Source organism: Blastomonas sp. RAC04 (genome assembly GCF_001713435.1).
Lineage (GTDB): Bacteria > Pseudomonadota > Alphaproteobacteria > Sphingomonadales > Sphingomonadaceae > Blastomonas > Blastomonas fulva.
On record NZ_CP016460.1, the window covers coordinates 1,805,235 to 1,830,721 of the forward strand.

The 25,487-nt window shown below is 62.4% G+C and carries 24 protein-coding genes; 13 read left to right on the top strand and 11 right to left on the bottom strand.

Translation table 11 applies throughout. From position 1 onward, the window contains the following. Positions 1-65: 65 nt before the first annotated feature. Both BSY18_RS09455 and BSY18_RS09460 read right to left on the bottom strand, forming a co-directional pair. Positions 66-1,298: a PepSY-associated TM helix domain-containing protein gene (locus BSY18_RS09455; RefSeq protein WP_083231398.1), complete on the bottom strand. Its 1,233-nt coding sequence runs from the start codon at positions 1,296-1,298 to the stop codon at positions 66-68. Further along, positions 1,279-3,318, bottom strand: a complete 2,040-nt coding sequence (locus tag BSY18_RS09460) for a TonB-dependent receptor (protein ID WP_171900200.1) — start codon at positions 3,316-3,318, stop codon at positions 1,279-1,281. Before BSY18_RS09460 ends, BSY18_RS09455 begins: the two co-directional genes overlap by 20 nt. Positions 3,319-3,792: 474 nt before the next feature. Here BSY18_RS09460 and BSY18_RS09465 point away from each other — a divergent pair, with 474 nt between their 5' ends. The 9 genes from BSY18_RS09465 to BSY18_RS09505 all read left to right on the top strand — a co-directional run bounded on the left by BSY18_RS09465 (position 3,793) and on the right by BSY18_RS09505 (position 11,313). Further along, entirely contained in the window at positions 3,793-4,929 is a 1,137-nt protein-coding gene (locus BSY18_RS09465; protein ID WP_083231400.1) for a glycosyltransferase, read from the top strand. Further along, complete coding sequence (locus BSY18_RS09470; protein ID WP_069050425.1) at positions 4,922-5,854, top strand: glycosyltransferase; 933 nt, start codon at positions 4,922-4,924, stop codon at positions 5,852-5,854. Before BSY18_RS09465 ends, BSY18_RS09470 begins: the two co-directional genes overlap by 8 nt. Then, positions 5,851-6,888: a glycosyltransferase gene (locus BSY18_RS09475; protein ID WP_069050426.1), complete on the top strand. Its 1,038-nt coding sequence runs from the start codon at positions 5,851-5,853 to the stop codon at positions 6,886-6,888. The genes BSY18_RS09470 and BSY18_RS09475 overlap by 4 nt, the downstream gene beginning before the upstream one ends. Further along, positions 6,885-8,012, top strand: a complete 1,128-nt coding sequence (locus tag BSY18_RS09480; protein ID WP_069050427.1) for an acyl-CoA dehydrogenase family protein — start codon at positions 6,885-6,887, stop codon at positions 8,010-8,012. The genes BSY18_RS09475 and BSY18_RS09480 overlap by 4 nt, the downstream gene beginning before the upstream one ends. Further along, on the top strand, positions 7,985-8,689 hold the full coding sequence (locus tag BSY18_RS09485; protein ID WP_083231401.1) for a PIG-L deacetylase family protein: 705 nt from the start codon (positions 7,985-7,987) through the stop codon (positions 8,687-8,689). Before BSY18_RS09480 ends, BSY18_RS09485 begins: the two co-directional genes overlap by 28 nt. Before the next feature lies 1 nt (position 8,690). Beyond that, entirely contained in the window at positions 8,691-9,278 is a 588-nt protein-coding gene (locus BSY18_RS09490) for a class I SAM-dependent DNA methyltransferase (RefSeq protein ID WP_069050428.1), read from the top strand. After that, a complete protein-coding gene (locus BSY18_RS09495) occupies positions 9,275-10,084 on the top strand; it encodes a glycosyltransferase family 2 protein (RefSeq protein ID WP_171900201.1) in 810 nt (269 codons plus the stop codon). The genes BSY18_RS09490 and BSY18_RS09495 overlap by 4 nt, the downstream gene beginning before the upstream one ends. A 35-nt stretch (positions 10,085-10,119) precedes the next feature. After that, positions 10,120-10,578, top strand: coding sequence for a response regulator (locus tag BSY18_RS20945; protein ID WP_150126249.1), 459 nt, complete (start codon positions 10,120-10,122; stop codon positions 10,576-10,578). Positions 10,579-10,641: 63 nt separating this feature from the next. Beyond that, a complete protein-coding gene (locus tag BSY18_RS09505) occupies positions 10,642-11,313 on the top strand; it encodes a DUF4142 domain-containing protein (protein WP_069050431.1) in 672 nt (223 codons plus the stop codon). A gap of 82 nt (positions 11,314-11,395) precedes the next feature. On the opposite strand, the gene BSY18_RS09510 is transcribed toward BSY18_RS09505, so the two are convergent. Further along, positions 11,396-11,653, bottom strand: a complete 258-nt coding sequence (locus BSY18_RS09510; RefSeq protein ID WP_069050432.1) for a hypothetical protein — start codon at positions 11,651-11,653, stop codon at positions 11,396-11,398. Between the two features lie 123 nt (positions 11,654-11,776). Here BSY18_RS09510 and BSY18_RS09515 point away from each other — a divergent pair, with 123 nt between their 5' ends. The 3 genes from BSY18_RS09515 to BSY18_RS09525 all read left to right on the top strand — a co-directional run bounded on the left by BSY18_RS09515 (position 11,777) and on the right by BSY18_RS09525 (position 14,046). Continuing rightward, the gene (locus tag BSY18_RS09515; protein ID WP_069050433.1) at positions 11,777-12,094 is read left to right on the top strand and encodes a hypothetical protein; all 318 of its coding nucleotides are present in this window, start codon (positions 11,777-11,779) and stop codon (positions 12,092-12,094) included. 78 nt (positions 12,095-12,172) lie between these two features. Beyond that, the gene (locus tag BSY18_RS09520; protein WP_069050434.1) at positions 12,173-13,237 is read left to right on the top strand and encodes a mechanosensitive ion channel family protein; all 1,065 of its coding nucleotides are present in this window, start codon (positions 12,173-12,175) and stop codon (positions 13,235-13,237) included. Between the two features lie 605 nt (positions 13,238-13,842). Beyond that, the gene (locus BSY18_RS09525; protein ID WP_054136617.1) at positions 13,843-14,046 is read left to right on the top strand and encodes a helix-turn-helix transcriptional regulator; all 204 of its coding nucleotides are present in this window, start codon (positions 13,843-13,845) and stop codon (positions 14,044-14,046) included. A 573-nt stretch (positions 14,047-14,619) separates the two neighbouring features. On the opposite strand, the gene BSY18_RS09530 is transcribed toward BSY18_RS09525, so the two are convergent. From BSY18_RS09530 to BSY18_RS09560, 7 genes are all read right to left on the bottom strand, one after another. Beyond that, the gene (locus tag BSY18_RS09530) at positions 14,620-16,947 is read right to left on the bottom strand and encodes a TonB-dependent receptor (RefSeq protein WP_069050435.1); all 2,328 of its coding nucleotides are present in this window, start codon (positions 16,945-16,947) and stop codon (positions 14,620-14,622) included. Between the two features lie 121 nt (positions 16,948-17,068). After that, the gene (locus BSY18_RS09535) at positions 17,069-18,064 is read right to left on the bottom strand and encodes a YeiH family protein (protein WP_150126250.1); all 996 of its coding nucleotides are present in this window, start codon (positions 18,062-18,064) and stop codon (positions 17,069-17,071) included. A gap of 4 nt (positions 18,065-18,068) precedes the next feature. Further along, positions 18,069-19,361 (bottom strand): MFS transporter, encoded by a 1,293-nt coding sequence (locus BSY18_RS09540; protein WP_069050437.1) that lies wholly within the window; start codon positions 19,359-19,361, stop codon positions 18,069-18,071. Between the two features lie 22 nt (positions 19,362-19,383). Continuing rightward, positions 19,384-19,938 carry an RBBP9/YdeN family alpha/beta hydrolase gene (locus BSY18_RS09545; protein WP_069050438.1) on the bottom strand — a complete coding sequence of 185 codons (555 nt, stop codon included), beginning with the start codon at positions 19,936-19,938 and terminating at the stop codon, positions 19,384-19,386. Beyond that, positions 19,935-20,999, bottom strand: coding sequence for a 3-keto-5-aminohexanoate cleavage protein (locus BSY18_RS09550; RefSeq protein ID WP_069050439.1), 1,065 nt, complete (start codon positions 20,997-20,999; stop codon positions 19,935-19,937). The genes BSY18_RS09545 and BSY18_RS09550 overlap by 4 nt, the downstream gene beginning before the upstream one ends. A gap of 36 nt (positions 21,000-21,035) precedes the next feature. Beyond that, positions 21,036-21,884 (bottom strand): TauD/TfdA dioxygenase family protein, encoded by an 849-nt coding sequence (locus BSY18_RS09555; protein ID WP_069050440.1) that lies wholly within the window; start codon positions 21,882-21,884, stop codon positions 21,036-21,038. A 14-nt stretch (positions 21,885-21,898) separates the two neighbouring features. Continuing rightward, positions 21,899-22,876: a quinone oxidoreductase family protein gene (locus tag BSY18_RS09560; protein ID WP_069050441.1), complete on the bottom strand. Its 978-nt coding sequence runs from the start codon at positions 22,874-22,876 to the stop codon at positions 21,899-21,901. 123 nt (positions 22,877-22,999) lie between these two features. On the opposite strand from BSY18_RS09560, the gene BSY18_RS09565 reads away from it, so the two are divergent. Then, complete coding sequence (locus tag BSY18_RS09565; RefSeq protein WP_069050442.1) at positions 23,000-24,037, top strand: AraC family transcriptional regulator; 1,038 nt, start codon at positions 23,000-23,002, stop codon at positions 24,035-24,037. A gap of 390 nt (positions 24,038-24,427) precedes the next feature. Here BSY18_RS09565 and BSY18_RS09570 read toward each other — a convergent pair whose 3' ends face one another. Continuing rightward, entirely contained in the window at positions 24,428-25,432 is a 1,005-nt protein-coding gene (locus BSY18_RS09570) for a PepSY-associated TM helix domain-containing protein (RefSeq protein ID WP_069050443.1), read from the bottom strand. Positions 25,433-25,487 lie beyond the last annotated feature (55 nt).

Consider the following 25,487-nt stretch of genomic DNA (forward strand, 5'->3'; position numbering starts at 1 on the left):
GGAAGAATCTATCATCCATTTTGTGCGTGGCTGAGCGCAAGTTATGGTTCAGCGGGCTTGGCTGTTCACCAGAACCAGAATGCAATCCCCGGCACGGCAGTGATCGCAAGGATGCTTGGCCATTTCCAATCACCCAGATAGTCCAACATGCCCATGGCAACGCCGCTGCCCGCCGCGATGCGCAGACGCTTGGCATAGATCACCGCCCCGCTGCCGGCCATGGCTACAAGCGCGACACCGAACACCACCCAGATAAGCTTGGTGGCGAGGCCACCAAAGGTGCCGAAATGCAGCGGGTCGGCCGTGTGGACGATGCGTTCGCCCACGCCCATTTCGTGCGCGATGCGCTTGCCAACCATCTCGTCGGTCGCAGGGTCGATAAAGACGGCATTGGTACGCTCGCGTACCAGCCAGGCCTGCCATTGGCCCTGGACGATAGCGGGGTCGCCGGGTCCATAAGGCAGATGGACCGCCGTGATCGCAAGGCCGGGCATTTCGCGCCGGGCGATCCGGGTCCAGCGACTGATCTGGTCGCCCGTGATGTCGGTCGCCGGTTGTATCGGCTTCACAAAGGGTGGCGGGGTGTTCAGGTCCAACCCGGCGTGCTCGACGAAATACCAGATCGAAGTGACGCCGATGACCGCGAAGAACCAGACCGACCAAAGCCCGATGAGGCGGTGGAGATCGCCCATCACGGTGCGTAGATCGCGATGCCAGCGCGGCATGCGCCAGAACCCGCGCCAGAATTTCTTGTAGCTGATCAGTCCGGTCACCAGCGACAGGACCAACAGGAACCCGAGCGACGTGACGATGTACATTGGGATGGGGCCGGGTGCGAAAAGGTAATAATGCAGCGCGCGCATCCCATCCTGAAAGCTGCGGCCATATTCGTGGCCGGTCACCCGTGACGTGCCGGGATCGACATAGATCGTGAAATCCTGGCCCGTGCCGTCGGTCGCGGACACCGACTTGGCGAAATAGGGCGCGTCGTTTCGTTCGTACGATCCGATCGCGGTCAATGTTGCATCGGGATGGGCGGCCTTTGCGGCATCCCACATAGCGCCCCAATCAGCCTCGCGCTGCATCGCGGACGAGCGCACAGCGGGCTTGTAGAGCCATTCGATCTCATGCGCGACGGTAGCGATCGTGCCGGTCAGGCAGACGAATCCCAGGAACAGGCTGAGCTTGAGGCCGACAAGCGAGTGCAGCCAGTAGGACAGCGGTACGGCCTTGCGGCGCCCCGCCTGCGCCTCGTCCCCATGGACCGTGCGCGGGGTGTCAGAAGCGACCGCTGACACCCACCGTCACCCTGCGCCCCGGTGCTTCCATGAAGGTGAAGCCGCCTTGTCCCTGCACCTGGTTGGCGACGCTCACATAGCGTTCGTCGAACAGATTGTCGGCAGCAATGTAGAACTCGACCGGTCCTGCCTGATAGCTGACGCTGCCGCTCGCGAGCGTCACCGCGTCGGTATCGACGAAGCCAATTGCTTGTTCGGTCGGGGTGAAGAAGGACGACGCGCCATAATGAGTCATCTGGAAGTTGAGTTTGAGTGGTGCGACCGGGCGCCATTCCGCGCGGCCTGTCACCCGGACCGGGACGGCAACATCGGTGCCGTATGCAATGAATCGCCCGAGATCCTCGTTGAACACCCGTCCGCGTTGCAGCGTGAAGACGCCTGCCAGGGTGAAGGTATCGGTCGCCTTCCAGCTCGCATTGGCCTCGAAGCCGCGAAAACGTTCCGGCACGCGCAGCGGGATCAGGGGGCAGAAGGTCTCGCCTGCGCAGCTCGGGTCGGGCTGGATCTGCGACGAAGACGCCGAGCGCGAGTGATAGACCGCCAAGCCGAAATTCACCGGGCCGATGTCACCCCTGAGGCCAAGCTCGTATTGATCGGAGGTGGCAGGTTCGACCGTGATCAGCGAGGGGTCGGTCGCGCCACGTGCCGCACGGCCAAGCTGGGTGAGTTCGGCGCCCTGACTGAAGCTCGCATAAAGCTGAACGGCATCGGCGACGGCAAACACCGCACCGGCATTCCAAAGGTTCAGGCTCGAATTGCCGAACGCTCCCGGCGTGGCAGCGCGCGGCAGGGCAGGGTTGAATCCTTCGCGCTCGATGGCGCCGCTGTACCATTCGCGGCGGAAGCCACCGCTCAAGGTCAGGCGTCCCAGGCCCAGTTCGACCTGACCGAACGGCGCATAGGTATTGAGGTAGAAGGCGGGCGTCACATAGCCGGTCACCGCCTCGCCTTTGGCGGCATCGACATTGAATCGCAGAAAATCATTGCGGGTGAAATCGAAGCCATAAGTGGTCTTGAGGCTTCCCGAGCCGATGGGGTAGCTTCGCGTCAGCGCGGACCTGAAGCCGAGGCGGCTGTTCTCTCGGTTGGAGGCGAAGAAATCATCGCCGAAGTCAGCGGTGAAGAAGTTGTCGCGCTGCTTGATCGACTGGTCCTGATAGAACAGGCTGATCGACACGTCGTGCGCCAGCAGATCGGGATGGCGGTAGCTCAAGGCCATGGTCACATTGCGGTCGCGACCCTGGCCGACCTGCGGGTGGGGCGCCACCTCGACGATCCGCGACAGACCGCTGACCGGGTCGATCGTGCCGTCCGGATAGAATTGAGCGCCGACATCCTCGTTGTGGAACGTGCCGGTGAATCGCAGCTCCTGGCCCGCGCCAAGATCGAGCCCCAGCGATGCCAACAGGTCGACCGCTTCATAGGCCGCCGAATAGACAGGAAGGCCGGTGGCGCTGCGTGCCCGTCCGCCATCGGTATAGGCCGCGCCGACATAATAATCGAATGAACCGAGCTTCTGGCCGATGCCCGCATACAGATCGGTCGTCAACGTGTTGCGCGACCTTTCGGTATTGAAGCTGGTCTGCAAGGTGGCATCGATCTCCAGCGCCTCGCTTTTCGCACGCCGGGTGATCAGGTTTATGATCCCGCCGGGCGCTCCTGCACCATATAGCGCGGTGCCACCGCGAACCACCTCGACCCTCTCGACCGAGAACGGCGATATGGTGAAAGGTCCGGTGCACGAGCCCGGGCGCAGGTCTTCGTTCACCGGCACGCCGTTGATCTGGAACGAGGCTGCGCGGCCACGAATGGCGCTGCTGCAACTGCCGCGCACCTCGCTGTCCTGAACGCTCAAACCCGGCACAATGAACTCCAGGCCGGACAGGATATTGCGGTTCTGGCGCAGCTGCTCGTTCACCGTCTCCTCATCCACCACCGAAACGGAAATCGGCAGTCGCTCGATAGCCGAGCCCGAGCGGGTGGCAGTGACGACGATCTCGGCCTGATCGCTTTGGTGCATGGTTGCATCCGCGCCCAGCCCATCACCCTGACCTGAGGACATCGCCGTCGCGGCCATAAGACTAAAAATCAGAAGCGAACCCATGCCAACTCCCTCTGGCAGAGGGCCTTAAAGATGTTGCAAGGCGTTATCAATAGCAAAGTGATCGCAGGCTTGGTGAACCTCGAAGGCCAGCATTCTCGAGGTCGCCAAAAAAAGCTCGAAATGCTGAAATTTGGAATTGCACTTTGGCGACTGCAGACGAATTGCGATCGAGGCATCTGTCCAATCTTCCGCGAGATCACGACGCCCTGACATTTGTCGCCACGCAACCAATCACCCCTTCACAGGTATCGTCTTGGTTACATGCGCCAGCAATCCCGGGACCCACCTTCTTTGCCTCAGCGCGTTGACGCGTGACCGCCAATGGCAATCACGCGTGCCAATACCGCGATTGTCCCGGGTCCAGGATGTCAATTTCGGGAGTCTTCAAGGTTGCGTATCGGTATCATTTCCCATCTGAAGCACCCGATCGCCGAACCTTTTGCCGGGGGTCTGGAAACGCACACGTTCCAACTGGCAAGAATGCTGCGGCAGCGCGGGCACGATGTCACCCTCTTCGCCACCGTAAGGTCCGATCCTGATCTTGGCCTCGAGGCGATATGCTCAGAGACCGCGATCGCCGAAGTCGGTCTGTCAGAAGCCAGCGACATTGCCTTCTTCCGCGAGCACCATGCCTATCTCTCGCTTATGAACAGTCTTCGTACGCGCGACTTCGATATCATCCAGAACAATTCCCTGCATTATCTGCCGGTTTCGATGGCAGATGCGCTGCCGATGCCAATGGTCACGACGCTGCATACGCCGCCGTTCTGCTGGCTGGAAAGCGGTGTCCGGCTGAGCGATACGACGAACCATGCGCTGGTCGGCGTGTCGCATTCGATCGCACGGCAATGGGCGCACGTCCGCGGCCTTGATGCGGTGATCGCCAACGGTATCGATCTCAACAAGTTCGCATTTCGGCCTTTTGCCGATGCCGACCCCTATCTGGTCTGGTACGGGCGGATCGTCCCGGAAAAAGGCCTGCATCTGGCGATGGATGCCGCCCGGCATGTGGGACTGCCACTGCGGATCGCCGGGCCTGCGCATGACGAGGCCTATTTCCGCGCCGAAATCCAGCCTCGGTTGGGGGTCCATGCTCGGTACGAAGGGCATATGGCGCATGCTGATCTGGCCAACGTCATTGGCGGGGCTCGCGCATTCCTGTGCTCACCCATGTGGGATGAGCCCTATGGCCTCGTAGTGGCTGAGGCATTAGCATGCGGCGTGCCCGTTGCCGCGTTTGCGCGCGGCGCCATCCCAGAGATTGTCGATTCACGTTCCGGCGTATTGGCAACGCCCGGCGATTCAGGCTCTCTCGCGCTGGCTACGCTGACCGCGATGCAGCTTGACCGGCGGGCCTGCCGCGCCAGGGCCATTGCGATCTGCGATGCCGAAAAGATGATCGATGGCTATGAAGCGATCTATGCGCACATGATCCGCCGGATGCGCGCACAAACCGTGCCCACCGCGCGCGAACCCTATCCGGTACAATCCATGGACACCCAAACTCCGGCCATGATCCGTGGGTGATCCGGGTGCCGCCCCGCTGTGCGTGTGCGTGCCTGCGCGCAACGAGGCAGACCGCCTGCCAGTGCTGCTGAAGGCCCTCGCAGCCCAGGATTTTCCCGGGCCCATCCCGGTTGCCATTGTCGTCAATAACACGACCGACGCCAGCCTTGAGGTGATCGACCGCTGCCGGGCCAACTATGCTGGACGGCTGAGGATCGATCTGACCGACATCCACTTCGCGCCGGGCGAGGCCCATGCGGGGTCGGCGCGAAGGCTTGCGATGGACCGCGGTGCCCAATTGCTCGCCAACAATGACCATGCCATCCTCGTCAGCACCGATGCCGATGTTCGGCCCCCCTCTCACTGGCTGTCGGCTATCGCGGCGGGCATCGCACGCGGCGTCGATCTGGTGGGCGGTCGCATCGTCGTCGATCCCGACGAACCATTGCCCGCGCATGCCGCGATGCTGCGGCGGGCGTTTGATCGCTACTGGGAACAGGTGCGCGCGATCGAGGATGCAATCGACCCGATAGCCTGGGACATGCCGCCGCGGCACGGCGACCACACCGGCGCCAGCCTGGCGATCACGCTTGCGGCCTATCGCGCATCGGGCGGGGTGCCCCGGATCGCCAGCGGCGAGGATCGTGGGCTGGTGATGGCAGCGCTGGCGCGTGGCGCGCGGATCGCGCATCCGTCCGATGTCTGGGCCTATGTCTCGCCCCGATGCGATGGTCGCGCGGCAGGCGGCATGGCGGCTGACATGGCGCGCCTGATCGACGTCGGAGCCGACACCCCTTTGCTGATGCCCGATTTCGACCACTGGCGTGCCCGCGCCGAATGGCGACGCGGGATGCGCGCGCGCTCGGCGAGCCCCGCCGACATGGTGCGCGACGAGGCCATGCTGCCACCGATGCCGCACGATATGCCGCTGGCGGTGATGGCATGACCCCGCGCCCGATCGGCTATTACGTCCATCATCACGGGGCCGGGCACCTGTCCCGCGCGCGGGTGATCCGCGAGGCGACATCCTTGCCTGTGACCCTGCTCGGCAGCCAGATCGACGCAGAGGGCATCGTGCTTGCAGATGACCGGCTCGGCGACGGTTTCGATGGCCGGGATCAGGCCGCCAATCGCCCCAATACATTGCATTACGCCCCGCTCGACCATGTTGGCATCCGCAGCCGCGTCGCCCGCATCACCCAATGGATCGAGCAGGCCCGTCCATTGCTGATGATCGTCGACGTGTCGATCGAAGTGGCGATGCTGGCGCGGCTGGCCTCGGTTCCCGTGCTTTATGTGCGTTTGAACGGCAAGCGCAGCGATCCTGCGCATCTTGAAGCGTTTCGCAGCGCGCAGGCGCTGATCGCGCCCTTTGCGCAGGCCATGGAGGATCCCGCCACGCCCGACTGGGTCCGGGCCAAGACCTTTTATGCGCCGGGGCTCAGCCCTGCCCGCGCTGCGCCGGGCGTTCCCCGTGAAACCGTGCTGGTGATCATGGGCGAAGGCGGGACATCGCTGACGGCTGCGGCGATCGCCGACGCCGCCCGCGCCTGCTCGGACCACACATGGAGGGTTGTCGGAAACCTGTCGGCACCATCCGATTGCCCGGGCAACCTGGTGTTCGCCGGCTGGAGCGACACAATGGCCGACGAGGTAGCGAAGGCTTCGGTGGTGGTCGGCGCAGCAGGCGACGGGGTCGTCGGCCTGGTCATGGCCGCCGATCGCCCCTTCGTCTGCATCCCCGAGACGCGACCTTTCGGCGAACAGAATGCCACCGCCTCGGGGCTGCAGCGCATGGGCGCTGCCATCGTCCGCCCGGCCTGGCCGGACGCGCACGAATGGCCTGCAGCTCTTTCCGCGGCGCGAGCGCTGGACCCGGCAGGACGCCGCGCGCTGCGCGATCCGCAGGCGGCGACGCGGCTTGCCCGCTGGCTTGAGGCGCAAGCCGCCACATGGGTCGCACGGGAGCTGGCAGCATGACCTTGGCCAGCGCGTCCGTCCCGACAGGCCCCGATTGCGTCGCCGCAGCGATGGGCATTGCCGGAAATCTGGCGGAGCTCGGCGCGCGCTATGATGCAGCGCCAGTCTATCCTGCCGACAGTATTGCGCAGATCGTGCGGGCGGGGCTGCACCGCACCTTCGCACCGGTGGCCAGCGGCGGCCAGCCTTTCCGCGATGACGATCAGCGCCATCTGGCGATGCTCGATGTCCTGAGGATCATCGGTCGCGCTGACCTCAGCGTCGGCAGGCTTTACGAGGGGCATGTCAACGCCATGCTGCTGTTCGGCTGGTATGGCTCGACGGTGCAGCTGCATGCGCTCAAGGGGGCCCTGGGCGCCGGTGCGATCTACGGCGTGTGGGCCACCGAGCCACCCCCCGGGGTCGCGATTCTCGAGACGCAAAGCGGCTATGTGCTCGAAGGCGCCAAGTCGTTCGCTACCGGCGCGGGCGGCAATTCCCATGCCCTGATCACGGCCCGCCGCCCGGATGGAGACGCACAGCTGGTGATTGTGCGCGCCGACGACCCCGAACGCGCCGATCTGTCGCAATGGCGTGTGCGCGGGATGCGCGCCACCGGGAGTGGCAGCTATGCGCTGGACGGCCTTGCCATAGCGCCGGAGGATTGCCTGGGTGAAGGCGGCGATTATCACCGCGACCCACGGTTCACGGCTGGCGCGTGGCGGTTCACCGCGGTCCAGCTGGGCGGAATTGAGGGGTTGCTGACCGAGATCCGCAAGGCGATGCGCCCTGCCGCACGCGAGGACCCGGTGCAGCGTGCGCGGTTCGCCGATGCTGTTGCCGCCGCCCGCACCGCCTATCTGTGGGTCCGCGAATGCGCGCTGCGCGCCGCGTCGCAAGATCCCGATGGTCCGGCATTTGCGCAGATGACGCGCGGGATCGTGGAGCGCGCAGGGCTGGACATGATCGAGGCCGCAGCGCGCATCACCGGCACTTACAGCGCGTTGGATGGCACGCGGATTGACAAGATCAGCCGCGATCTCAGCCTGTATCTGCGCCAAGCGGGCCCCGATTATGCGCGCGATTGCGCGGCACAGGCATGGCTGGAGCGTGACCCATGGGGCCCGGCAGACCGGCTGTGGTGAGCGGACTGCTGCGCGCCACCAGCCTGTCGGCCCGGCCCTGGCGATCTCTTCGCTGGCTGGTGATCGCGCCTCATCCTGATGACGAGACATTGGGTGCGGGCGCCCTGATCCACCAGACCGCGCGCGAAAAGCGTCTGGCAGGGATTGCCTATCTCACCGATGGCTCGGGCTCGCACCCAGCAAGCGCAGGTCGCGGGTTGATCATTACCCGCAAGCGCGAAGCGGCGCTGGCATTGCGCCGGCTGGCCGGCGAACCGGTGGAGACGCTGCACCTCGACTGGCGCGACGCATCGCCTTCGCATCCGGGTAACGTATTGTTCGATCGCACTTGCCGTAGACTGGTGGCGCTGTGCGCGGCGCAGCGGGTGGATGCGATCGCAGTGACCGCAAGGCATGAGCCGCATTGCGATCACGCGGCCGCTGCACGGCTGGCCTATGCCGTACGCGATGCCAGCCGCCGCCCATTGCGTATTGCAGAGTACATCGTCTGGGGTGAGCGGCCCTTGCCTCGTGGCAGCACCCTGCTCCGTACCCAACCGATGTCGGCTGGGCTTCGCCGCTGGGCGTTGGCCGCGCATCGCAGCCAGATTAGCGCATCGCGGGGCCCCGGATTCCGGTTGCCGCGCGCCTTCAGGCGAATGCCGACCACCGACATCCTGTATTGCACCGGAGACTGACATGCGACACCAGACCAGCCTCGATGCCGAATATTTCGAGCAAATGTTTCGCGAAACGCCCGATCCCTGGGGCTTCGAGACCAGGGCCTATGAGCAGGCAAAATACGCGCGAACACTGGCGGCGCTGGGCGATCGCCGTTTCGACCGCGCGCTGGAGGTTGGCTGCGCCAACGGCGTGCTGACCGCCAAGCTGGCGCCGTATTGCGGTCGGCTCTTGGCGATTGATGTCAGCCAAACCGCGCTGGACACGGCGCGCGCACGCTGCAGCAGCCTGCCCCAGGTGACCTTTGAGCGGATCGAGTTTCCCCGGCAGGCCCCTGCAGACAAGGCGTTCGATCTGTTGCTGCTCTCCGAAGTGGCCTATTATTGGGACGATGGCGATCTGCAGCGCGCCGCCGATTGGATCGCAGGCGCTGTGGTTGCCGGGGGCGAACTGCTGCTTGTACATTGGACCGGCGATACCGACTATCCGCAATCGGGCGACGGCGCCGTGCAGAAGCTGCAAGCGATGCTCGCCGAGCGTATCATGCTTCTTCACGCTGATCGCCAGCCGGAATATCGTCTCGATCTCTGGCGGATGGGCGCATGATCTCGGTTCTCACGATCGTGCGCAACCGCGCCGGGCATCTGGCCCAACTGGTCGAAGGATTGCGTCGCAGCATCGAACCTCCGGGCGAGCTCATTGTGGTTGATATGGCGAGCGAGCCGCCGATCGAGCAGCTCGATACTGACTTTCCCTGCCACGTGAAAAGGCTGGCCGCCGAACACCTGCCGCTTGCCGAAGCGCGCAATCTGGCTGCGCGGCATGCTAGCTTCGAGAACCTGCTGTTTCTCGATGTCGATTGCATTCCGACGGCTTCGTTGATCGGAACCATGGATGAGGCCTTGAAGCAGGCCGACGCGCTGATCTGCGCCGAAATACTCTATCTTGGTCCGGAAGATGCGCGCGGGAGCTGGGACGAGAAGGATCTCGCAGCCCGGGGCAAGCCGCATGCCGTTCGCAACTTTCCCGAAAAGGGCTTGCGCGCCGAAGAAAATCCCGGGCTGTTCTGGTCGCTGGCGTTCGGCATTCGCCGCAAGCGGTTCGACGCGTTAGGGGGGTTTGACCAAGCCTATCTGGGCTATGGCGGCGAAGACACCGACTTCGGTTTTCGCGCCACTGCAGCAGGGCTGCCGCTTCTGTTCATGGGAGGCCCCGGCGCCTTCCACCAGTACCATCCCAGCCCTGATCCGCCGCTCCAGCATTTTGGTGACATCGTGCGCAACGCCCAACTCTTTCGGGCGCGCTGGGGCTTCTGGCCGATGGCAGGCTGGTTGCAGCAGTTCGAGGAGATGGGCCTGATCGCAATCGAACGCATGTCACTGACAGTGCTGCAGAAGCCCGCAGAGCACTAGTATCGTTACCAAAGTATCCAACGCTCGAGTAATCTGTGAAGCGCAAGCGAAGTTTTCACGTCACGTGGACCCATGCGATCAGTTTGGGACGCACACTCTTTGAAAAGGATGCTGCAATCCAGATTGCTCGTTGGCAACACAGCGCTTCCTACTGGCTGCCTGCTGAGAATGGCCCTGCAACGACACTCCCGATCGCGCTGTCGCTGTACAAAAGCTGCGGAAGGATCGATTTTGTCATCCTCGACATCAATTTGCGCGGGACCGCCGTGTTTCCCATGGCGCGTTGCCTCTCGCAGGACGGCGTGCCGTTCCTGTTCTGCACCGGATACGACGATCAGCCGGTCCGCAGCGAGTTTGCAGGTGTGCCGCGCTTTGAAAAACCAGTCTGCCAGCAGGGCTTTGCCGCGATGATCGACCTGATCGATCAGGCGCGGCAGGAAGCTTCTGGATTGTCCTCTCCCACGTCTTCGCTGGCACCGCACTTGCCTATGTAAGTTCGTACCAGACCAAGGGGCCGTATCGCCTAATCCTCAACTTACAGTCGAGAGGATAGGACAATGCGTACCATTGCAATTCTGACGGCGGCTCTGTTGTCAACGGCGTGCGATACACCCGACAGCCAGCAGGCCGATAAGGCTCAGGCAGATGCCACCATGGCCGGTGATGAGATGGTCACCGATACCTCAGATGGTACCATCGGACCGGACGGGGCGATGATGCCCGAAAATGTGCCAGCTGGCATTTATGTCAATCGGGTCGCAATCTCCGACAAATATGAAATCGAAGCCGGCAAGCTGGCCGTGCAGAAGGCCCAGTCGGAGCAGACCCGGGCATTTGGCCAGATGATGATCGACGACCATACCAAGTCATCGCAGGACATGAAGGCGGTCATGGCCAAGATGTCGCCCGCTGCGACTCCTCCTTCGCGGCTCGACGCGGAGCATCAGGGCATGATTGATCGCCTCAAGTCGGCCAGCGGCGCGGCGTTTGACCGTGAATATCAGAACCAGCAGATGATGGCGCATCGCAAAGCGCTGGCACTGCACGAAGGCTATGGCGCCAATGGCGACAATGCGGATCTCAAGGCTTTCGCGCGAACAGTGGTTCCGGTCATCCGCAAGCACCACGACCAGGTCAACTCTATGACGGGAAGCGCCGCGACCGACGCGATCGACACGGGCGCTGCGACTGGTCAAGGCGCTGCTGCAACCACGTCGGGCGGTCAATGACGTGAAAAACCAACCAGCTTCATCTCACTGGCGGCCTTCGGGTCGCCATTTTTTTGCGTGAGCGGATTGCAGGGTCCAGGCGTTACTCCCCGGTGTCCTCGTCCGATGCCAACCTGTCGCGCTTGGCACCCTTGGCAGAGTTGCCCGATGCGGCATCGGATCCAAAATAGCGGTTCTCACTCTGCCCACCCTGAAAGTCCCCGGGGTTGCCACCGCGCTCTTCCTTGCCGGTATGGGGATTGGGATAGGCACCACCGCCGGACTCGCCTCCGCCGCCCTTGCCGGTCTGGTTCTGCATAGCGTCGTCATCATTGGCGGGAATCTTGGGATTGTCAGACATTGCGGTCTCCTGTGGGGCGGGTGGTGAGACTTGGGGGAGAGACCGCAAGGTTAGCGCCGGACAATCGGGCGATCCCTAACATAGGCTTTGGAACGAGCCGTGCCACACCGCTGGCGACATCTGATGATTGCCTCGGCATTCTTTCCGCTGATCATCCCCGGCATCGAGCGCGCGCAGTCGACGGGGTCATCCAAGCCGGTCGCTGCAGCGATGGTCATCGGTGCGGTGCTGCTAGGCGCGCTGGCGACCGGGCTGATCGAACCGCTTGGCGGGTTGGTAGGCGTCGCCATCGTCCAGCTGTCGACTGCCGCCCTACCCTGGGCGCTGGGGTTCTCGGCAGGCGCAATGCTGTTCGTCGTGATGGCCGATATCATACCCCAGGCCAGCCGCCGGATCGAGCACGGCTCTGCCACACCTGCGCTGATGGGGGCCTTGCGGTGATGAAGTTCCTCGACGTTTCGCCAAGCTGACGCCGCACGGCCATGAAACCCCTGCCATCGGCAGGCGTTGAGGCTGCTTATGGATACCACGGAAATTTGGACGATTGCCCGAACCCCGGTGCTGATGGCGACCTTGGTGGCTGCAGCGCTGCTGGCCCATCTCGCTTTGGTGTTCGTGTTCCGGCGCATCGCGTGGCGCACCCGCAAGGGACAGGATGATGCGATGACAATGTGCATCTATCATCCGTTGCGCTGGATCATGGTTAGCCTCGCGCTGCTATCGGTGGATGAGGTGCTGCCCGACCATCCTCAATATGCGACGCTTGTCGTGGGTGCCGTGCGGATCATCCTGCCGCTGCTGTGGGGCTGGCTTGTCATCGCCATCATCCGGTTCCTCCACGGATACGTCAGTTCCCGATCAGACCTTTCCGCCGCAAACAACCTGACCGCACGGCGCAGGCGGACCCGGGCCGACATCCTCGCGCGGATCGCGACGATCGTGGTGGTCATTGTCAGCCTGGGCCTGTTGCTGCTCAAGATCCCTGCGGTGCGCGAGATCGGCGTCGCGCTGGTGGCATCGGCGGGCATTGCGGGCCTTGCCTTTGGCGTCGCAGCGCAGCCCTTGCTCAAGAACCTCGTCGCCGGAATCCAGCTTGCGTTTACCGAGCCGGTTCGCATCGACGACGTGGTGGTCTATCAGGGCGAATGGGGACGGGTCGAGAAGATCACGCTGACCTATGTCGTGCTGAAGATCTGGGACGACCGGCGGCTGGTGATCCCGGTGTCCAAGCTGCTGGAGGACACGATCGAGAATTGGACACGCGAGACCAGCCACCTGTTGGGCACCGTAATGCTCTATGTCGATCATACCGCCGATGTCGAGAGCATCCGCAGCTTCGCGGTGGCACAGGTGCGCAGCCACCGGCTGTGGGACCAGCGCGTCGCAGTGCTGCAAGTGACCGACATGACCGCGCAGGTGCTGCAACTTCGCGTACTGATGAGCGGGCGCAATGGATCAGAGCTGTTCGACATGCGGTGCGACGTGCGCGAGGCGGTGCTGCGCCATATCGCGCACGAAGCGCCAGGCTCGCTCAACCGCAACCGGCTGCAATTCGAAACACAAGATGGGGCTGTGGACCATTAGAAAAAAGGGGCCGCGCGCTCACAGCTTGCGCCTCCGAGGACGGGAGACACTAGGATAGGAAATCCCTATTGTCACGGAGAGCGACTTGCACGAGACATGCGCCGAAGCGGAATATTCACCGGCCGGACATCGCTGCCCGGATTAGTGTTACCCGTTGACCGTCGCACGCGTCGGCCTGTGTGATCAGGCTCTTGGAGAAAGCGGAATAATCGGCGTTGCGGCTTGCGGTACGACGCAGCGTCGTTTGCGCCTGGGTTTCTGCTGGGTGGGCGTTGCTCAGCCACGGAGTGTAGGACCGGCAACGCGGGTTGCGGGCTGGCCTGGCGTGGCTAGAGGCGATTAACGAACCCCGGTGTCCCGCCCGAGCGGGGCAAGCGCCGCCGCAAAGCGGCGACCAAGATGCGCTGCTGAATGCAGAAGCATAGTGAGATGCCGTGAGCAGAAATAATCTGCTTACGCCGCCATTCCCGGCGGCATGCCCGCAGCGCTCCCCTGCCCCATTGCTTGCGAAATCACCGTAGGAGGCTCGATTGACGCGCAGCGGCACATCGCCAATCTGTGCCGCAGGCAGGGGCAGATCACATCACAGGATGGAGACAATGGCCATGGCATCCCATCCACCCGACAGGTTCCTGAGGCTCAACACCGTGCTCGATCGCACCGGGCTTTCTCGCGCGACGCTCTACCGCAAGAACCAGGCGGGGACGTTCCCGAAGCAGATCAAGATCGCAGAGCGATCCTGCGGATGGCGGGAATCGACTCTTGAGGAGTGGCTGCGCAACTCGATGTTTTATAAGGTCGGCGATTGAGCGGGCCAAGTTGGCTGAAGCCAGTGCTGCAACGTGAGGCTTGTCTCCACCGAGGGGGCGGGCGCAGTCCATATCGCACGTCGAAGCATTGCAAATGGCAGTCGGATCGGTAAGCCGCCAGTCAGCTTTGCGCCCATAGCGGTCATTGCAGTTTGCCCGCCGATTGCCTGGAAGCGGACATAGTTGCCTTTCACCATGGGTGGCGGGTTTGGGACATTCCTGCCGTCCCTCAGCGCCGTCTCAAACGGCCGGCTTTACTGGAAGCCGACATCATTCGGTTGTCAAGCTGGCACCCAGAGTGACGGTCATCGGGCCTGAACGGGAAGTAGGCTCTCAGCTTTTCCTCCCGTATAAGGAGACGAGAAATGATGCGGACAAGCGAATGCTTGATGAAACCGGCTTGCGATATTCGGTTCCGGCGCTTCACTGAGCACAATGAACGAGCCCAAACGACATCATTGGTTGCAGGACGTCCATTCATGCCAGTTGGCGGGAGCGGACGTCCTGCTCTTTGTGCTGCGGGCCCGCGGCAAGATGTTCCGCGCAAACAGAAATGTCGGCACGGTGCGCGGCCTAGAATCGCAAGGTTGCCGATACACCGAAGGCTCGGGGCTCGCCGGCCATCACGCGATTGGCCGTACTTCCCGGAAACACCGTGTTGCTGAGACCCAGCGCCCCGCCCAGCGGCTGATAGACCGACAGCGGCCGGTATGCCTTGTCGAGCAGATTGCGTGCAAACAGTGCGACTGTCCAACGTCCATCCGGGCCGTCGAGCGAAATCCGTCCGCCTAACAGCGCATAGCCAGGCGCGCGCGATTGCGGGTTGGCATCGTTCACGGTGCCGACAAACTGGCTGGATGTGAAGAACAGGTTGCTGTTCACGTTCAGCCGCATGCCGCTCGACCCTATGTCCGTGCCCCAATCGACCGCCACATTGCCCGACCATTTGGGTGAGAATGTGTTGGGCTTGCCGTTTAGCACCTGTGTTCCGGGGAGGCCCGGAAGGTTGGAGGCGTTGGCAAAATCGGTAAACTCGGAGTCGAGATAGGCGACCGAACCGGAAATCGAGAAATCCCTGCTGGGCGCGAGCCTGAGATCCAGTTCAAGCCCCTGCTGGCGCAAGGCTCCGGCATTGCGGACAATGAAGCTTACGCCATCAAAGGCGCGGTCCTGAAAGCCGTCAATATCCATGCGGAACAGCGTGGCATTGGCGGTCAACAGGCGGTCAAACCAGCTGGTCTTTGCGCCAATCTCGTAGTTGGTCACGGTCTCGCGGTCGAAGAGGCGGCGGGTCGAAACAAGGTTGCCATTGGCATCGACCACCGAAAGCGACGGCGTGCCACCACCGGAATTGTATCCACCCGATTTGTAACCGGTCGAGATATTCGCAAACAGCAGCACGTCATCGGTCGGCATGTAGTTCAGGCTGGCGCGGTAGGTGAAGCGGTCTTCGTTGATGCCGGGGAACGTCAGACGTTCGGTGGCGCGCAGCGTCTGGGTAAAGGGACTGGAAGCCTGAGCGTAGGTTCCCCGCTTGCGGTCCTTCGTCCAGCGGCCGCCGAGCGTCAGCGTCAACTTGTCGCTGAGATGGACGTTACCCTGGCCGTAGATTGCGAAGCTCTTGACGTTCTGGAACACGTCCTGATCGGTCGCGGCGATGCCGCCGGTGTTCGCCACGAAGCTGCTGCAAGCGGTTCGCCCAGGACCTGCGGGAACCAGAACGCCACAGAAGCTTGTGCCGAGATTGAGCTGTTCGCCGAGACCGAAATCCTCCTCGAAATAATAGAGACCGGCCACCATGTCGAACGCGCCGCCAAACCATTCCTTTTCTGGCGAGATGAACTGCAACTCGTGGTTGTGACTTTTCGAATCGAACAGGCTCCGCCGCGAGGCAAGGCTGACAGGGAAGTAGATGATGTCGCCGTCGAGCTGGTCATTGGTCCATACACGGTAGCTGTTGATCATCCGCAAGGTGCTGCCACCAAGGTCGAGCGATTCCTCGCTCGCGATGCCCCAGTTCTCGTCAACCAGTCCCTGCGCGATGAACTGGTTCATCACCCTGTCGCGCAGGTTGGTGTCGGGACCGCCGTTGAAGGCGGCGCGGATGAAGTCCAGACGTGCCGGGCTGACCGACGCGGGGTCAAAATCGAAATTGGCGACCCCATCGCCTTTGAGGCGGGTGTAATCCCCGCGCACGATCCATTCGAAATTGCCAAGGTCGGCCCTGATGGTGCCCCGCAGCGAGACGTCGTCGGAGCCCCCGTAGTTCTTGCCATCGAGCCGGTTGAACCATGGCCCATCGAACCATTGGGCCATGCCGGCAAGGCGCATGGCGACATTGTCGGTCAACGGGACGTTCACATGCCCCTGGATGCGGTAGCGATCGAAGGAACCGAATTCCGCAGACACCTCCCCGCTGAACTCGTCCTTCGGCTTGGCAGCGCGCAGGGATAGTGCGCCAACGCTGGCATTGCGCCCGAACAACGTGCCCTGTGGGCCGCGCAGCACTTCCACGCTTTCGATGTCGAGAAAAGCACCGAGGATCGAGCCGGAGCGGGGCACATAGACTCCGTCCATGAAGACGGCCACGCTGGGCTCGATCAGGGTATTGGCAAGCGATCCCACGCCGCGAATGCCAAGCCGTGTCGATCCGGTGTTTGAGGAGCGCACCGACTGGAAGTTGGGTGCGACCTGCCCAAGGTCCAGCACGGTGAGGACGTTCGCCTGTGCAAGGCCTTCCCCGCTGATGGCGACGATTGAGATCGGCACGTCCTGCACGTTTTCGGCGCGCTTCTGTGCAGTCACGATGATCTCGCCATCAATCGCAGCGCCGTCTTGCGCGGCACTCTCCTGGGCATGTGCGGCGGTTGCAGATGCCGCGATGATCGCAAGCGCGCTCACGCACCGGCGAAGGTGTCCTAGGCCCATTTCAGTCTCCCATCCTCTCGTTTATTGGGATTGGTGATAGTGCGTGATCCGGTCCGATATTTCACATTTGGTGACAGCAATTTTGCAATTCGTGTCACAGCCAACCCAATTTGATGACCGCCATGGTGATACCCGCCAGGAGCACCGTTTGGACAAGCATAAGAACAACAGGCTTGATCCCCACCTTCACGAGATCACCCGGACGTGTCTTCATGCCGATAGCTGCCAGGCTGATCACGAGGCACCAGCGCGAGAGTTCGCCTGCTCCGGCAGTGACGGCAGAAGGCAACGCCAGCAGGCTGTTGACGATGACCAGTATCGCAAAAGCCACGACGAACCATGGCAACAACGGTGGTCTTTCCGACCCTGCCGTTGCGTCGTGCCGGGTGATCTGTCCTGCCACCATGATGACAGGAAGCAGCATGGCGACCCGCACCAGCTTGACGATCACCGCCGTATCGCCTGCCTCGGGCGAGATCGCATACCCAGCGCCGACGACCTGGGCCACATCGTGGATGGTCGCGCCAAGGAAGATCCCGGCTTGCCGATCGGTAAGGCCTGCAAGGTCAGCCACAAGCGGGTATGCGATCATCGCAACGGTCGATAGCACTGACACCACGATGACGGTGAACAGCATCGCCTGGTCCTTGCGTTCGTGCGCGGGCAGCGATGCGGCGATCGCCATCGCAGCGGAGGCGCCGCAGATGGCAGTTGCCCCGCCGGATAGAAAGCCAAACAGAGGATTGAAGCCCATCGCCCGCGCCAGCACGATCGACCCGACGATCAACGCTGCGACCAGCAGGACAACCATGAGCACAGGCTGCCACCCCAGCGCGGCAATCTGACTCGCACCAATGCGCAATCCAAGCAAAGCAATTCCGATCCGCAGCAGCGCCCTGGCGGAGAATTCGATCCCCGGCCGCGTCTTGCCAATGTCGACGAGAAAGTTGAACCCCAATCCCAAAAGCAGGGCGAATAGCATCACAGGGGCCGCGTAATGCTCCGACAGGAACGTAGCCGCCAGGGCCAACACCAGTGAAACTGCAACCCCGGGGGCCAGCGTGCTGGCGCGTTCGAAAAACTGTGTCACGTGATCAGGCCGAGAGCGCCTGGCGTCGTTCCAGATCAGCCAGATAGCTGCGGCGCATCAAGGCGAAGACGATCCCTGCGGCGATGCAGGGTAGAGGCAGGAAGCGAAATGCCGATGCCAGGCCTATCACATCTGCAAGTCTGCCAGTGAGGATCGGTCCGGGGGCAAGGCCAATGAGATTGTTCGCCAGTGTCAGGGTCGCAAAAGCTGATCCGTGAATGGCGAGCGGAGTAAGATTGGCCACCATCGCACCCGTGGGGCCCACCGTGCCGGCCACCAAGAACATCGCGCAGGCAATCAGGAAGAGTTGCGCCGTGCCCGGCGTCAGCGAAAAAGCGACTGTCAAACACGCGGCCGTGCCGATGCAATAGCCGATCGCGAGATTGATCTTGTGTTCGGGTCGGTCGCGCGAAAGGCGATCGCTCAGCATCCCGCACACGATCATTCCCGTCCCACAGGCCAGCAACAGCAGCGCGGCCACCTGCCCGGCGCGGTCCAATGCAAACCCGTAATTGCGGTTCAGGAAGCTTGGCAGCCATGCGGGCATGGCCCCGGCAGCGAAGAGCTGCAATCCGCTGCCGAGATAGGCGAGGCGAACCGAGCGGCTGGCGACCAGAGCTTTGAGTGGCGCCGCAGCCTTGGAATCGGATGATCCGTCATCGACCTGCCCCAACCCTGCCAGTAGCCGCACGCGCGTCTCTCGCACCAGCATCGGGTAAAGCACGCCGAGTACCAGCCCTACCAGCCCGATCAGCATGAAGGCTGAGCGCCAGCCATGGCTGGCCGCGACGGTCCCGCCAACCGCTACTCCAAGCACTTGTCCGAACAGGCCGCCTGCCATGAAGGCAGCTGCCAACGTCGCCCGCAGGCGCTGCGGAAATACGCTGATCACGACGGCGATGCCAACCGACCCGTAGGCCGCTTCACCGACGCCGACCAGAGCACGACCCAATAGCATTTGCTCGAAGTTCGCGGCCCTTGCGCAGAACAATGTCGCAAGGCTCCAGACGATCGCCATCAGCGCAAGGCTCCGCGCGCGCCCCCACCGGTCGGCTGCCAACGAGAGCGGGAACGTAAGCAGCCCGACCATCACCGCCACGATGCCGGAGAGTAGGCCAAGTTGTGCATCGCTCAACTGCCATTCCGCCTTGAGCAGCGGAAACACCGCATTGAGAACCTGCCGGGCCATATAGTCCGAAATCAACAGCCCGAAGGTGAGCGCGAACACGATCCAGCTATAGACCGTTGCTCTTGCCGGCCCTTCTGCATGGGCATCGAGATTGATCGGACCAGCCATGCGTTTGTCTCCAGGCGGCGGGTTAGCGCGCCGCGAGCCGGTTGATCAATGGCAAGGCTTCTCGCCACTTGCCGAAACCCGAAGGCGGGTTGAGGTGGCCCACGTTGCCAGCGTCGAACAGCTCGCCCCCCCAGTCTATTGCGAGCCCAGAGACCCGTTCGAAGCTGGCCAGCGGATCATCATGGCTGGCGGCAACAATCGAGGGAAAGGGCAAGAGCTTGCGTGCGATCGGGCACCAGCCATTGGCGGACAGTTCATCAAGCGTTGGATAGCCTTCGGGCAACGGGCTCTCGACATCCGCCGGTGTAGCGAGCAACGCACCCCTGATTGGGCGGGTCGGATGAGCCGCCCAGGCCGCGACCATCAGGCAGCCGGCGCTGTGCGCGGCAAGCGCGACCTCCCCCGAGATCGCATGCAGTGCCGCGTCAAGCGCGTTGACCCGCGCGGCAAGGCTCAGCCGGTCCTGCTGGATCGGCTCGACCGTGATCGATCCGGGCAGGGCATTTGCGGCATGAGTCTGCCAGTGATCGGCAACATGATCGCGCAGACCCGGCACGAAAAGGACGGTGACGGTCATGCCACCTCGCGGATCGGAATGGCCAGCTGACCGCGCTCGCGATTGGGTGCCATGCCGAGACGCGCCAGCGTTTCCTCGGTCGAATTGTATTGCGTGCCGATCTTGTAGATGGCGCGGGCCTCGTCGCCGTTGGCGACTTCCCGGCCCAACTCGCGGCTGATCCGCACCAGCTGCTCGATCTGCGCGACCGAGCCCATCTTGTTGCCGTGCGGATCGTAGATCGTGTCCTCGATCCCGCAGCGGGTATGCATGCCCAGCGCGATGGCAATCGTGTTGATCGGCAGCACATTGCCCATCACGCTCTCAAGCGTCACTGTCGAGCCATCAGGTGCGCGGCGGATGAATTCCATGAAGTTGGCAGGGTTCGGGCCGTCGAAACCGCCGCCGATACCAACCCAGGTGAGGTTGAGCGGGCCCTTGTAGTGACCTCGGCGAATGAGGCGCTCGACCGTTTCCATATCGGGCATACAGGTCAGCTGAAAGTGCGGCTGGATGCCTGCACCCGTCAGGCGACGCAGATGTTCTTCGACCCATTGGGGACCGGCCGGCACGACCATCTCGCGATAGGCCTGATACAGCGCCGGATTGGCGAGCGTGGTCTGCCCGTATTCCGCTTCATCCATCAGGTCCATGATGTTCATCTGCGTGGTGTTGACCGCGATGGTGACCTGCTCTGGGGCGGGCGTCAGCTCGGCCAGCATGTGGCGAACCTCGTCGGAAAGCCATTTGGCCTCGGCACCATCCTCCTCGCCTTCCGGCGCGAAGGAAATCGACCCGCCGACCTGGATGATCATCTCCGGCACACGCGAGCGGATATGGTCGATCATCTCGTTGAACATCGAAAGACGCTTGGAACCATGACCATCGAGCTCACGGCAATGGAGGTGCAGCACGGTGGCACCCGCATTATAGCAATCCACGGCCTTCTGGACCTGCTCTTCCATCGTTACCGGGATGTCTTCGGGAAAGTCCTCCGGCGCCCATTCGGGGCCATAAGGTGCAACGGTGATCACCAGCTTGTCCTGGTTCTGAGGCAGCAGGCTATCGTCGAGGAATTGCATCGCGTATCTCCTTGGGAGGCTGTTTTCCGGTCAAGTTCAATAGGGTCGGTCGCCGATGATCCCTGCGCGTTCCATGCGCCGCACGGTCGGGGCGTAATCCATTACGGCGTAGTGCTGGGTGGAACGGTTGTCCCAGATGGCGACCGAGCCTGGCTGCCAGCGCCAGCGCACCTGATATTCGGGAATGGCGGCGCGGCCGATCAGATATTGCAGCAGGTAGGCGCCACCAGGGGCGTGGTCCTGCCCGTAACGCACGTTGTCAGCCGTATGATAATTGGTGAAGTGAGTCGTGAATCCGTTCACGAACAGAACTTTTTCACCCGTTTCGGGATGCGTGCGCACCACCGGGTGTTCTGCATCGGGGAAGCGGGCTTTCAGCGCGTGCCGATCCACCTCGCTCATGCGGGCACCGAAAGAGGCCTCGATCGAATGGCGCGCTTTAAGGGGCGCGATGGTCTGTTTCACATGTTCGGGCAGGTCGGCATAGGCTTTCGCCATATTTGCCCACATCGTGTCGCCACCCACCGGCGGACAAGCGACGCAACGCAGCACGCACCCCATGGGGGGGGCATCGCGCCACGTCGCGTCGCAGTGCCAGGCGTTTTCGTAGTAGTCAGGTGGCGAATTCTCGTCCTTGTAGATCCTGACCAGACCAGGGTAATCGGGATCGCTCCCGGCCACCGGATGGTCTTCAAGCGACCCGAAACGCTCAGCGAAGGCAACATGGTCCGACCGATCAACGTCCTGATTGCGCAGGAACAGCACTTTGTGTTCCAGCAGTGCAGCCCGAATTTCGGCAAACAACCCATCGTCGCGCGCCGCATCCGCAAGGCTGATGTCGATCAGTTCGGCACCGATATGGGTGGTGAGCTTTTCAATGCGCATGGGCCTGCCTCCGGTCAAATCACGAAGATCGACGAGCCGATCGTGCGGCCCGCTTCAAGATCGCGGTGGGCGTCAACGCACTGTTCAAGGCGGTACCGCTGGCCAATTTCGACCCTGATCCGGCCTGCCGAGAGATGGTCGAACCAGAGGCTGGCCAGTTCGGCGCGTTCGATCGGATCGGCATAATAATCTGCAAAGGCGGGGCGCGTGAAATAGACCGAACCTTGCAGCATCAGCTGAAAGGCATCGACCGGGGGAAACGGACCAGACGCGGTGCCGCAGGCAACCAGCATCCCGCGCCGCTTCAGGGATTTCAGAGACCCATCGAACGTATCCTTGCCCACGCTATCGAACACGGTGGTTACGCCCGCACCGTCGGTCAGCGCCTTGACCCGCTCGGCAACATCCTCTCGACGGTAGAAAATGATGTCGTCGCATCCGGCTGCGCGAGCGGCTTCGGCCTTCGCTTCGTTCGAGACGGTCCCGATCACCCGCAGGCCAAGCAGCTTGGCGAGTTGCACGGCGAGCAGCCCAACGCCGCCCGCAGCGGCGTGGAGCAGGATGGTGTCGCCCGGCTTCATCATCGGATTGGCCTTGGTCAGCCAATAGGTTGCAGACAGCCCGCGCATCGTCGAGGCTGCCGCCGTCTCGAAGGAAATCCCGCCAGGCAGCTTGAACAGCGGAGCGGCGGGCATCACCCGTTCAGTGCTGTACGCACCTAATGGGCTGCCGTTGTAGGCGACCCTGTCACCTTTGGCGAAAGCCGTCACGCCTTCGCCCACCGCGACAATCGTGCCCGCGCCTTCGACACCGATGCCGCATGGTGGCTGCACAGGATAATAGCCGGAGCGGAAATAGGTGTCGGCAAAGTTGCAGCCTACCGCTGCATGGCGAATGCGCACCTCGCCCGGACCGGGATCGCCGACCGCGACATCCTCCAGGCGCAAGACCTCTGGACCTCCAGTCTCGTAAAAGCGGACGGCCTGAGCCATAGCATCCTCTCCCATTGTTGTTAGCCTGAGCGGTAGGGCGTTTCGGGTTGGCATTTTTCACATTTGGTGACATTGTTTTCACATTCGACGCCACGTCAGCTGGCGCGATGGGAGAGCAGAGGCATGGCGGAGCTTGTCCGGGTCGCAGCGTTGACCGGGTATCTCGAAACAATGGCAGGTTTCGCGGTCGATCCACGCCCATTGCTGCGCGAGCAGGGGCTCACCGGCGACCTTCTCGTGAACCCGGAAAGGCTGATCCCCGTCCAGGCAGCGATCCGGCTGCTGGAGCGCAGCGCCGCCGAGACGGGTTGCCTCACGCTCGGCCTGCGAATGGCGGAATGCCGTTCGCTCGCCAACCTGGGGGCCACAAGCCTGCTGATCGCGCACCAGTCCACGCTTCGAACCGCATTACATACGCTTCAGGAGTTCCGCTCGCGGATCAATTCGACGTTGGTGCTGCACTGTGACGAGCATGGGAGCGACGTGATCCTGCGCGAGGATTTTCAGTTACGTCGCCCTGAGCCATCTCGCCAGTCCACCAATCTCGCGCTCGGCGTGCTCGCCCGATTGTGCCGGAGCGTTCTTGGTGATTTATGGGCACCGCTTACTGTCTGTTTATCGCACGATTCACCTCGGACGTCCGAGAGTGCGGTGTTCCTCCGCGTGTTCAATTGCCGGCCGCAGTTCAACTCGGAATTCAACGGCATCGTTATTGCTGCCGCTGATCTCGATCGACCTAATCTGAAGGCCGATGATCAGCTTGCAGCGCACGCGCGGCAGTTGCTTGACGCGGTGATGAGTCCTGCAAGCCGGTCAGCGACGCAAGACGTCAGTCAACTGATCCAGCTGCTGCTGCCCTCCGGCCGCGCCACCATCCACGGCTGCGCGGCAGCCATGGGGCTGACGGTTCGCACGTTGCAGCGGCTGCTTGATGCTGAACAGACCAGCTTCAGCCTGCTTCTGAATAGCGCGCGCATGCAGCTTGCGGTTCAATATCTGGCGAACCACAGGATGAGGATCACCGACGTCGCCGAGATGCTCGGTTATGGCTCGATCGGTGCATTCACACGCTGGCACACGAACACCTTCGGAATGCCCCCGCGTCAGGCGCGCGCAACTCACCGCGAAAGGAATGATGACGTGCCAGGGCACCGTCATTGATTAACCAGGTGATGTGTTCAGTGATATCTGCTTTAAAGCTTCTGGTCGGCAGTCGGCCTGATGACATGAAATTGGAGCACAGAACCAACTCGTCGCTTAGCGCCGCCCCAAACGGCCCCTTTTGGCAGAACCGGACATTCATCGTGGCTGTCGTGTACGACTGGGTCTGGGTCGACTGCTGCCGAATGCGAATGCCCGTTCGTGGGACATTTCTGCCCTTTCTAAACCGCCTTGAAGATGCCCGACTTCACCAAAAGCCGACACTGTGGTGATCGCCTCCCGATTGGCGGCTTTTTGCGGGAGCGCTTCCCAATTGCTGCCGTTCAGCAAGCGACCCCCATCTGGTCACTGCGGAATGGGTCTGGTGTGTCGCATGCGATGGATCGGTTTTCATCGTCGCTTTCGGCACCTCCTTCGCGTGAACATCGAAAGGCCGGTCAAGAACAATGTTATGGGTAAGAGGCTCGCGCCAGCCATGAACCAACGCCCTGCATGCCCAAAGGCAGACCCGCCATGCAATCCTCGCGCAAATGCATCGGTCGAGGTCACCGCCAGCGGCCGCTCGGCGATGACGGCCCCTCCTTCGATGTCGACCATCATGATGCGCATGATCCCGGCTGAGTTTTCGACAATTGCGCGAGCCGGCGCGTCAGGTGGGGCACGAAGCGAAATGCTGCGGAGCTTCATCGTGCCAGCGTGAATTTCGACGGCATGGGCTATCCTCCCTGCCATCGGTGCAGTCGGTGAGTGGCGGGTATGAACATGCGCTAGCGTTCCCGGTTGGTCCGGCCAGGTCAGCACGATCGTCGTCAGAGCCATCGTAAGCAACAGCCCGGATGACCAGATGCCAATTACGTTGTGAAGCACTTTGGCTCTGCTCGGGGTGCGGATCATTTCCAGCGAGGCTCGCCCAAGCCGCCGCTGCACCAGCCACATCCACACCCCCGTGGCGGTTGAGACGAACAGCACCCATGCCAATGCGAGCATGAGCCATCGCCCGGCATCGCCCGCGAAGAATTCGGAGTGGAATGCATGGATCTGGCCGATCGTGCTGGCGCTGTGGCTTCGCGTGCCAAGGATCAGCTGGCCAGATCCGTCAACCGCCACCTCGATCTGCTCGCCAGAACTGGTCGTTCCGCCGACGTGCATCGCAGAGGAGGCGCGCGGAAAATAGATGAAATCCAGCGCTATGCCGGGGTGCCGGGCTTTGACCACGGAGATGGCGCGATCGGCGACGCCCTTCGCGCTTGCAGGCGTGGACGGATAGAAGTTTGGTGCGAAAATGGCATCGGCCTCTTCCCACAGAGCCAGTGGCATACCAGTCAATGCGACGAGAGCCATCGGCAGCCCCAGCACAAGTGAAAGCCATCGATGGGTCAGCAGAATTTTGAACATAAGCGTTGCTAAATGTAATGGTGTAACATATCAATTGGCATTGTCAGGAAGCGCA

Bases quoted from the DNA above. Each gene is read 5' to 3' on its own strand.
- BSY18_RS09460 (WP_171900200.1), bottom strand. From the start codon at position 3,318: ATGCACCAAAGCGATCAGGCCGAGATCGTCGTCACTGCCACCCGCTCG.
- BSY18_RS09475 (WP_069050426.1), top strand. From the start codon at position 5,851: ATGACCCCGCGCCCGATCGGCTATTACGTCCATCATCACGGGGCCGGG.
- BSY18_RS09480 (WP_069050427.1), top strand. From the start codon at position 6,885: ATGACCTTGGCCAGCGCGTCCGTCCCGACAGGCCCCGATTGCGTCGCC.
- BSY18_RS09485 (WP_083231401.1), top strand. From the start codon at position 7,985: ATGGGGCCCGGCAGACCGGCTGTGGTGAGCGGACTGCTGCGCGCCACC.
- BSY18_RS09490 (WP_069050428.1), top strand. From the start codon at position 8,691: ATGCGACACCAGACCAGCCTCGATGCCGAATATTTCGAGCAAATGTTT.
- BSY18_RS09495 (WP_171900201.1), top strand. From the start codon at position 9,275: ATGATCTCGGTTCTCACGATCGTGCGCAACCGCGCCGGGCATCTGGCC.
- BSY18_RS09505 (WP_069050431.1), top strand. From the start codon at position 10,642: ATGCGTACCATTGCAATTCTGACGGCGGCTCTGTTGTCAACGGCGTGC.
- BSY18_RS09510 (WP_069050432.1), bottom strand. From the start codon at position 11,653: ATGTCTGACAATCCCAAGATTCCCGCCAATGATGACGACGCTATGCAG.
- BSY18_RS09515 (WP_069050433.1), top strand. From the start codon at position 11,777: ATGATTGCCTCGGCATTCTTTCCGCTGATCATCCCCGGCATCGAGCGC.
- BSY18_RS09520 (WP_069050434.1), top strand. From the start codon at position 12,173: ATGGATACCACGGAAATTTGGACGATTGCCCGAACCCCGGTGCTGATG.
- BSY18_RS09525 (WP_054136617.1), top strand. From the start codon at position 13,843: ATGGCATCCCATCCACCCGACAGGTTCCTGAGGCTCAACACCGTGCTC.
- BSY18_RS09540 (WP_069050437.1), bottom strand. From the start codon at position 19,361: ATGGCTGGTCCGATCAATCTCGATGCCCATGCAGAAGGGCCGGCAAGA.
- BSY18_RS09545 (WP_069050438.1), bottom strand. From the start codon at position 19,938: ATGACCGTCACCGTCCTTTTCGTGCCGGGTCTGCGCGATCATGTTGCC.
- BSY18_RS09550 (WP_069050439.1), bottom strand. From the start codon at position 20,999: ATGCAATTCCTCGACGATAGCCTGCTGCCTCAGAACCAGGACAAGCTG.
- BSY18_RS09555 (WP_069050440.1), bottom strand. From the start codon at position 21,884: ATGCGCATTGAAAAGCTCACCACCCATATCGGTGCCGAACTGATCGAC.
- BSY18_RS09560 (WP_069050441.1), bottom strand. From the start codon at position 22,876: ATGGCTCAGGCCGTCCGCTTTTACGAGACTGGAGGTCCAGAGGTCTTG.
- BSY18_RS09565 (WP_069050442.1), top strand. From the start codon at position 23,000: ATGGCGGAGCTTGTCCGGGTCGCAGCGTTGACCGGGTATCTCGAAACA.
- BSY18_RS09570 (WP_069050443.1), bottom strand. From the start codon at position 25,432: ATGTTCAAAATTCTGCTGACCCATCGATGGCTTTCACTTGTGCTGGGG.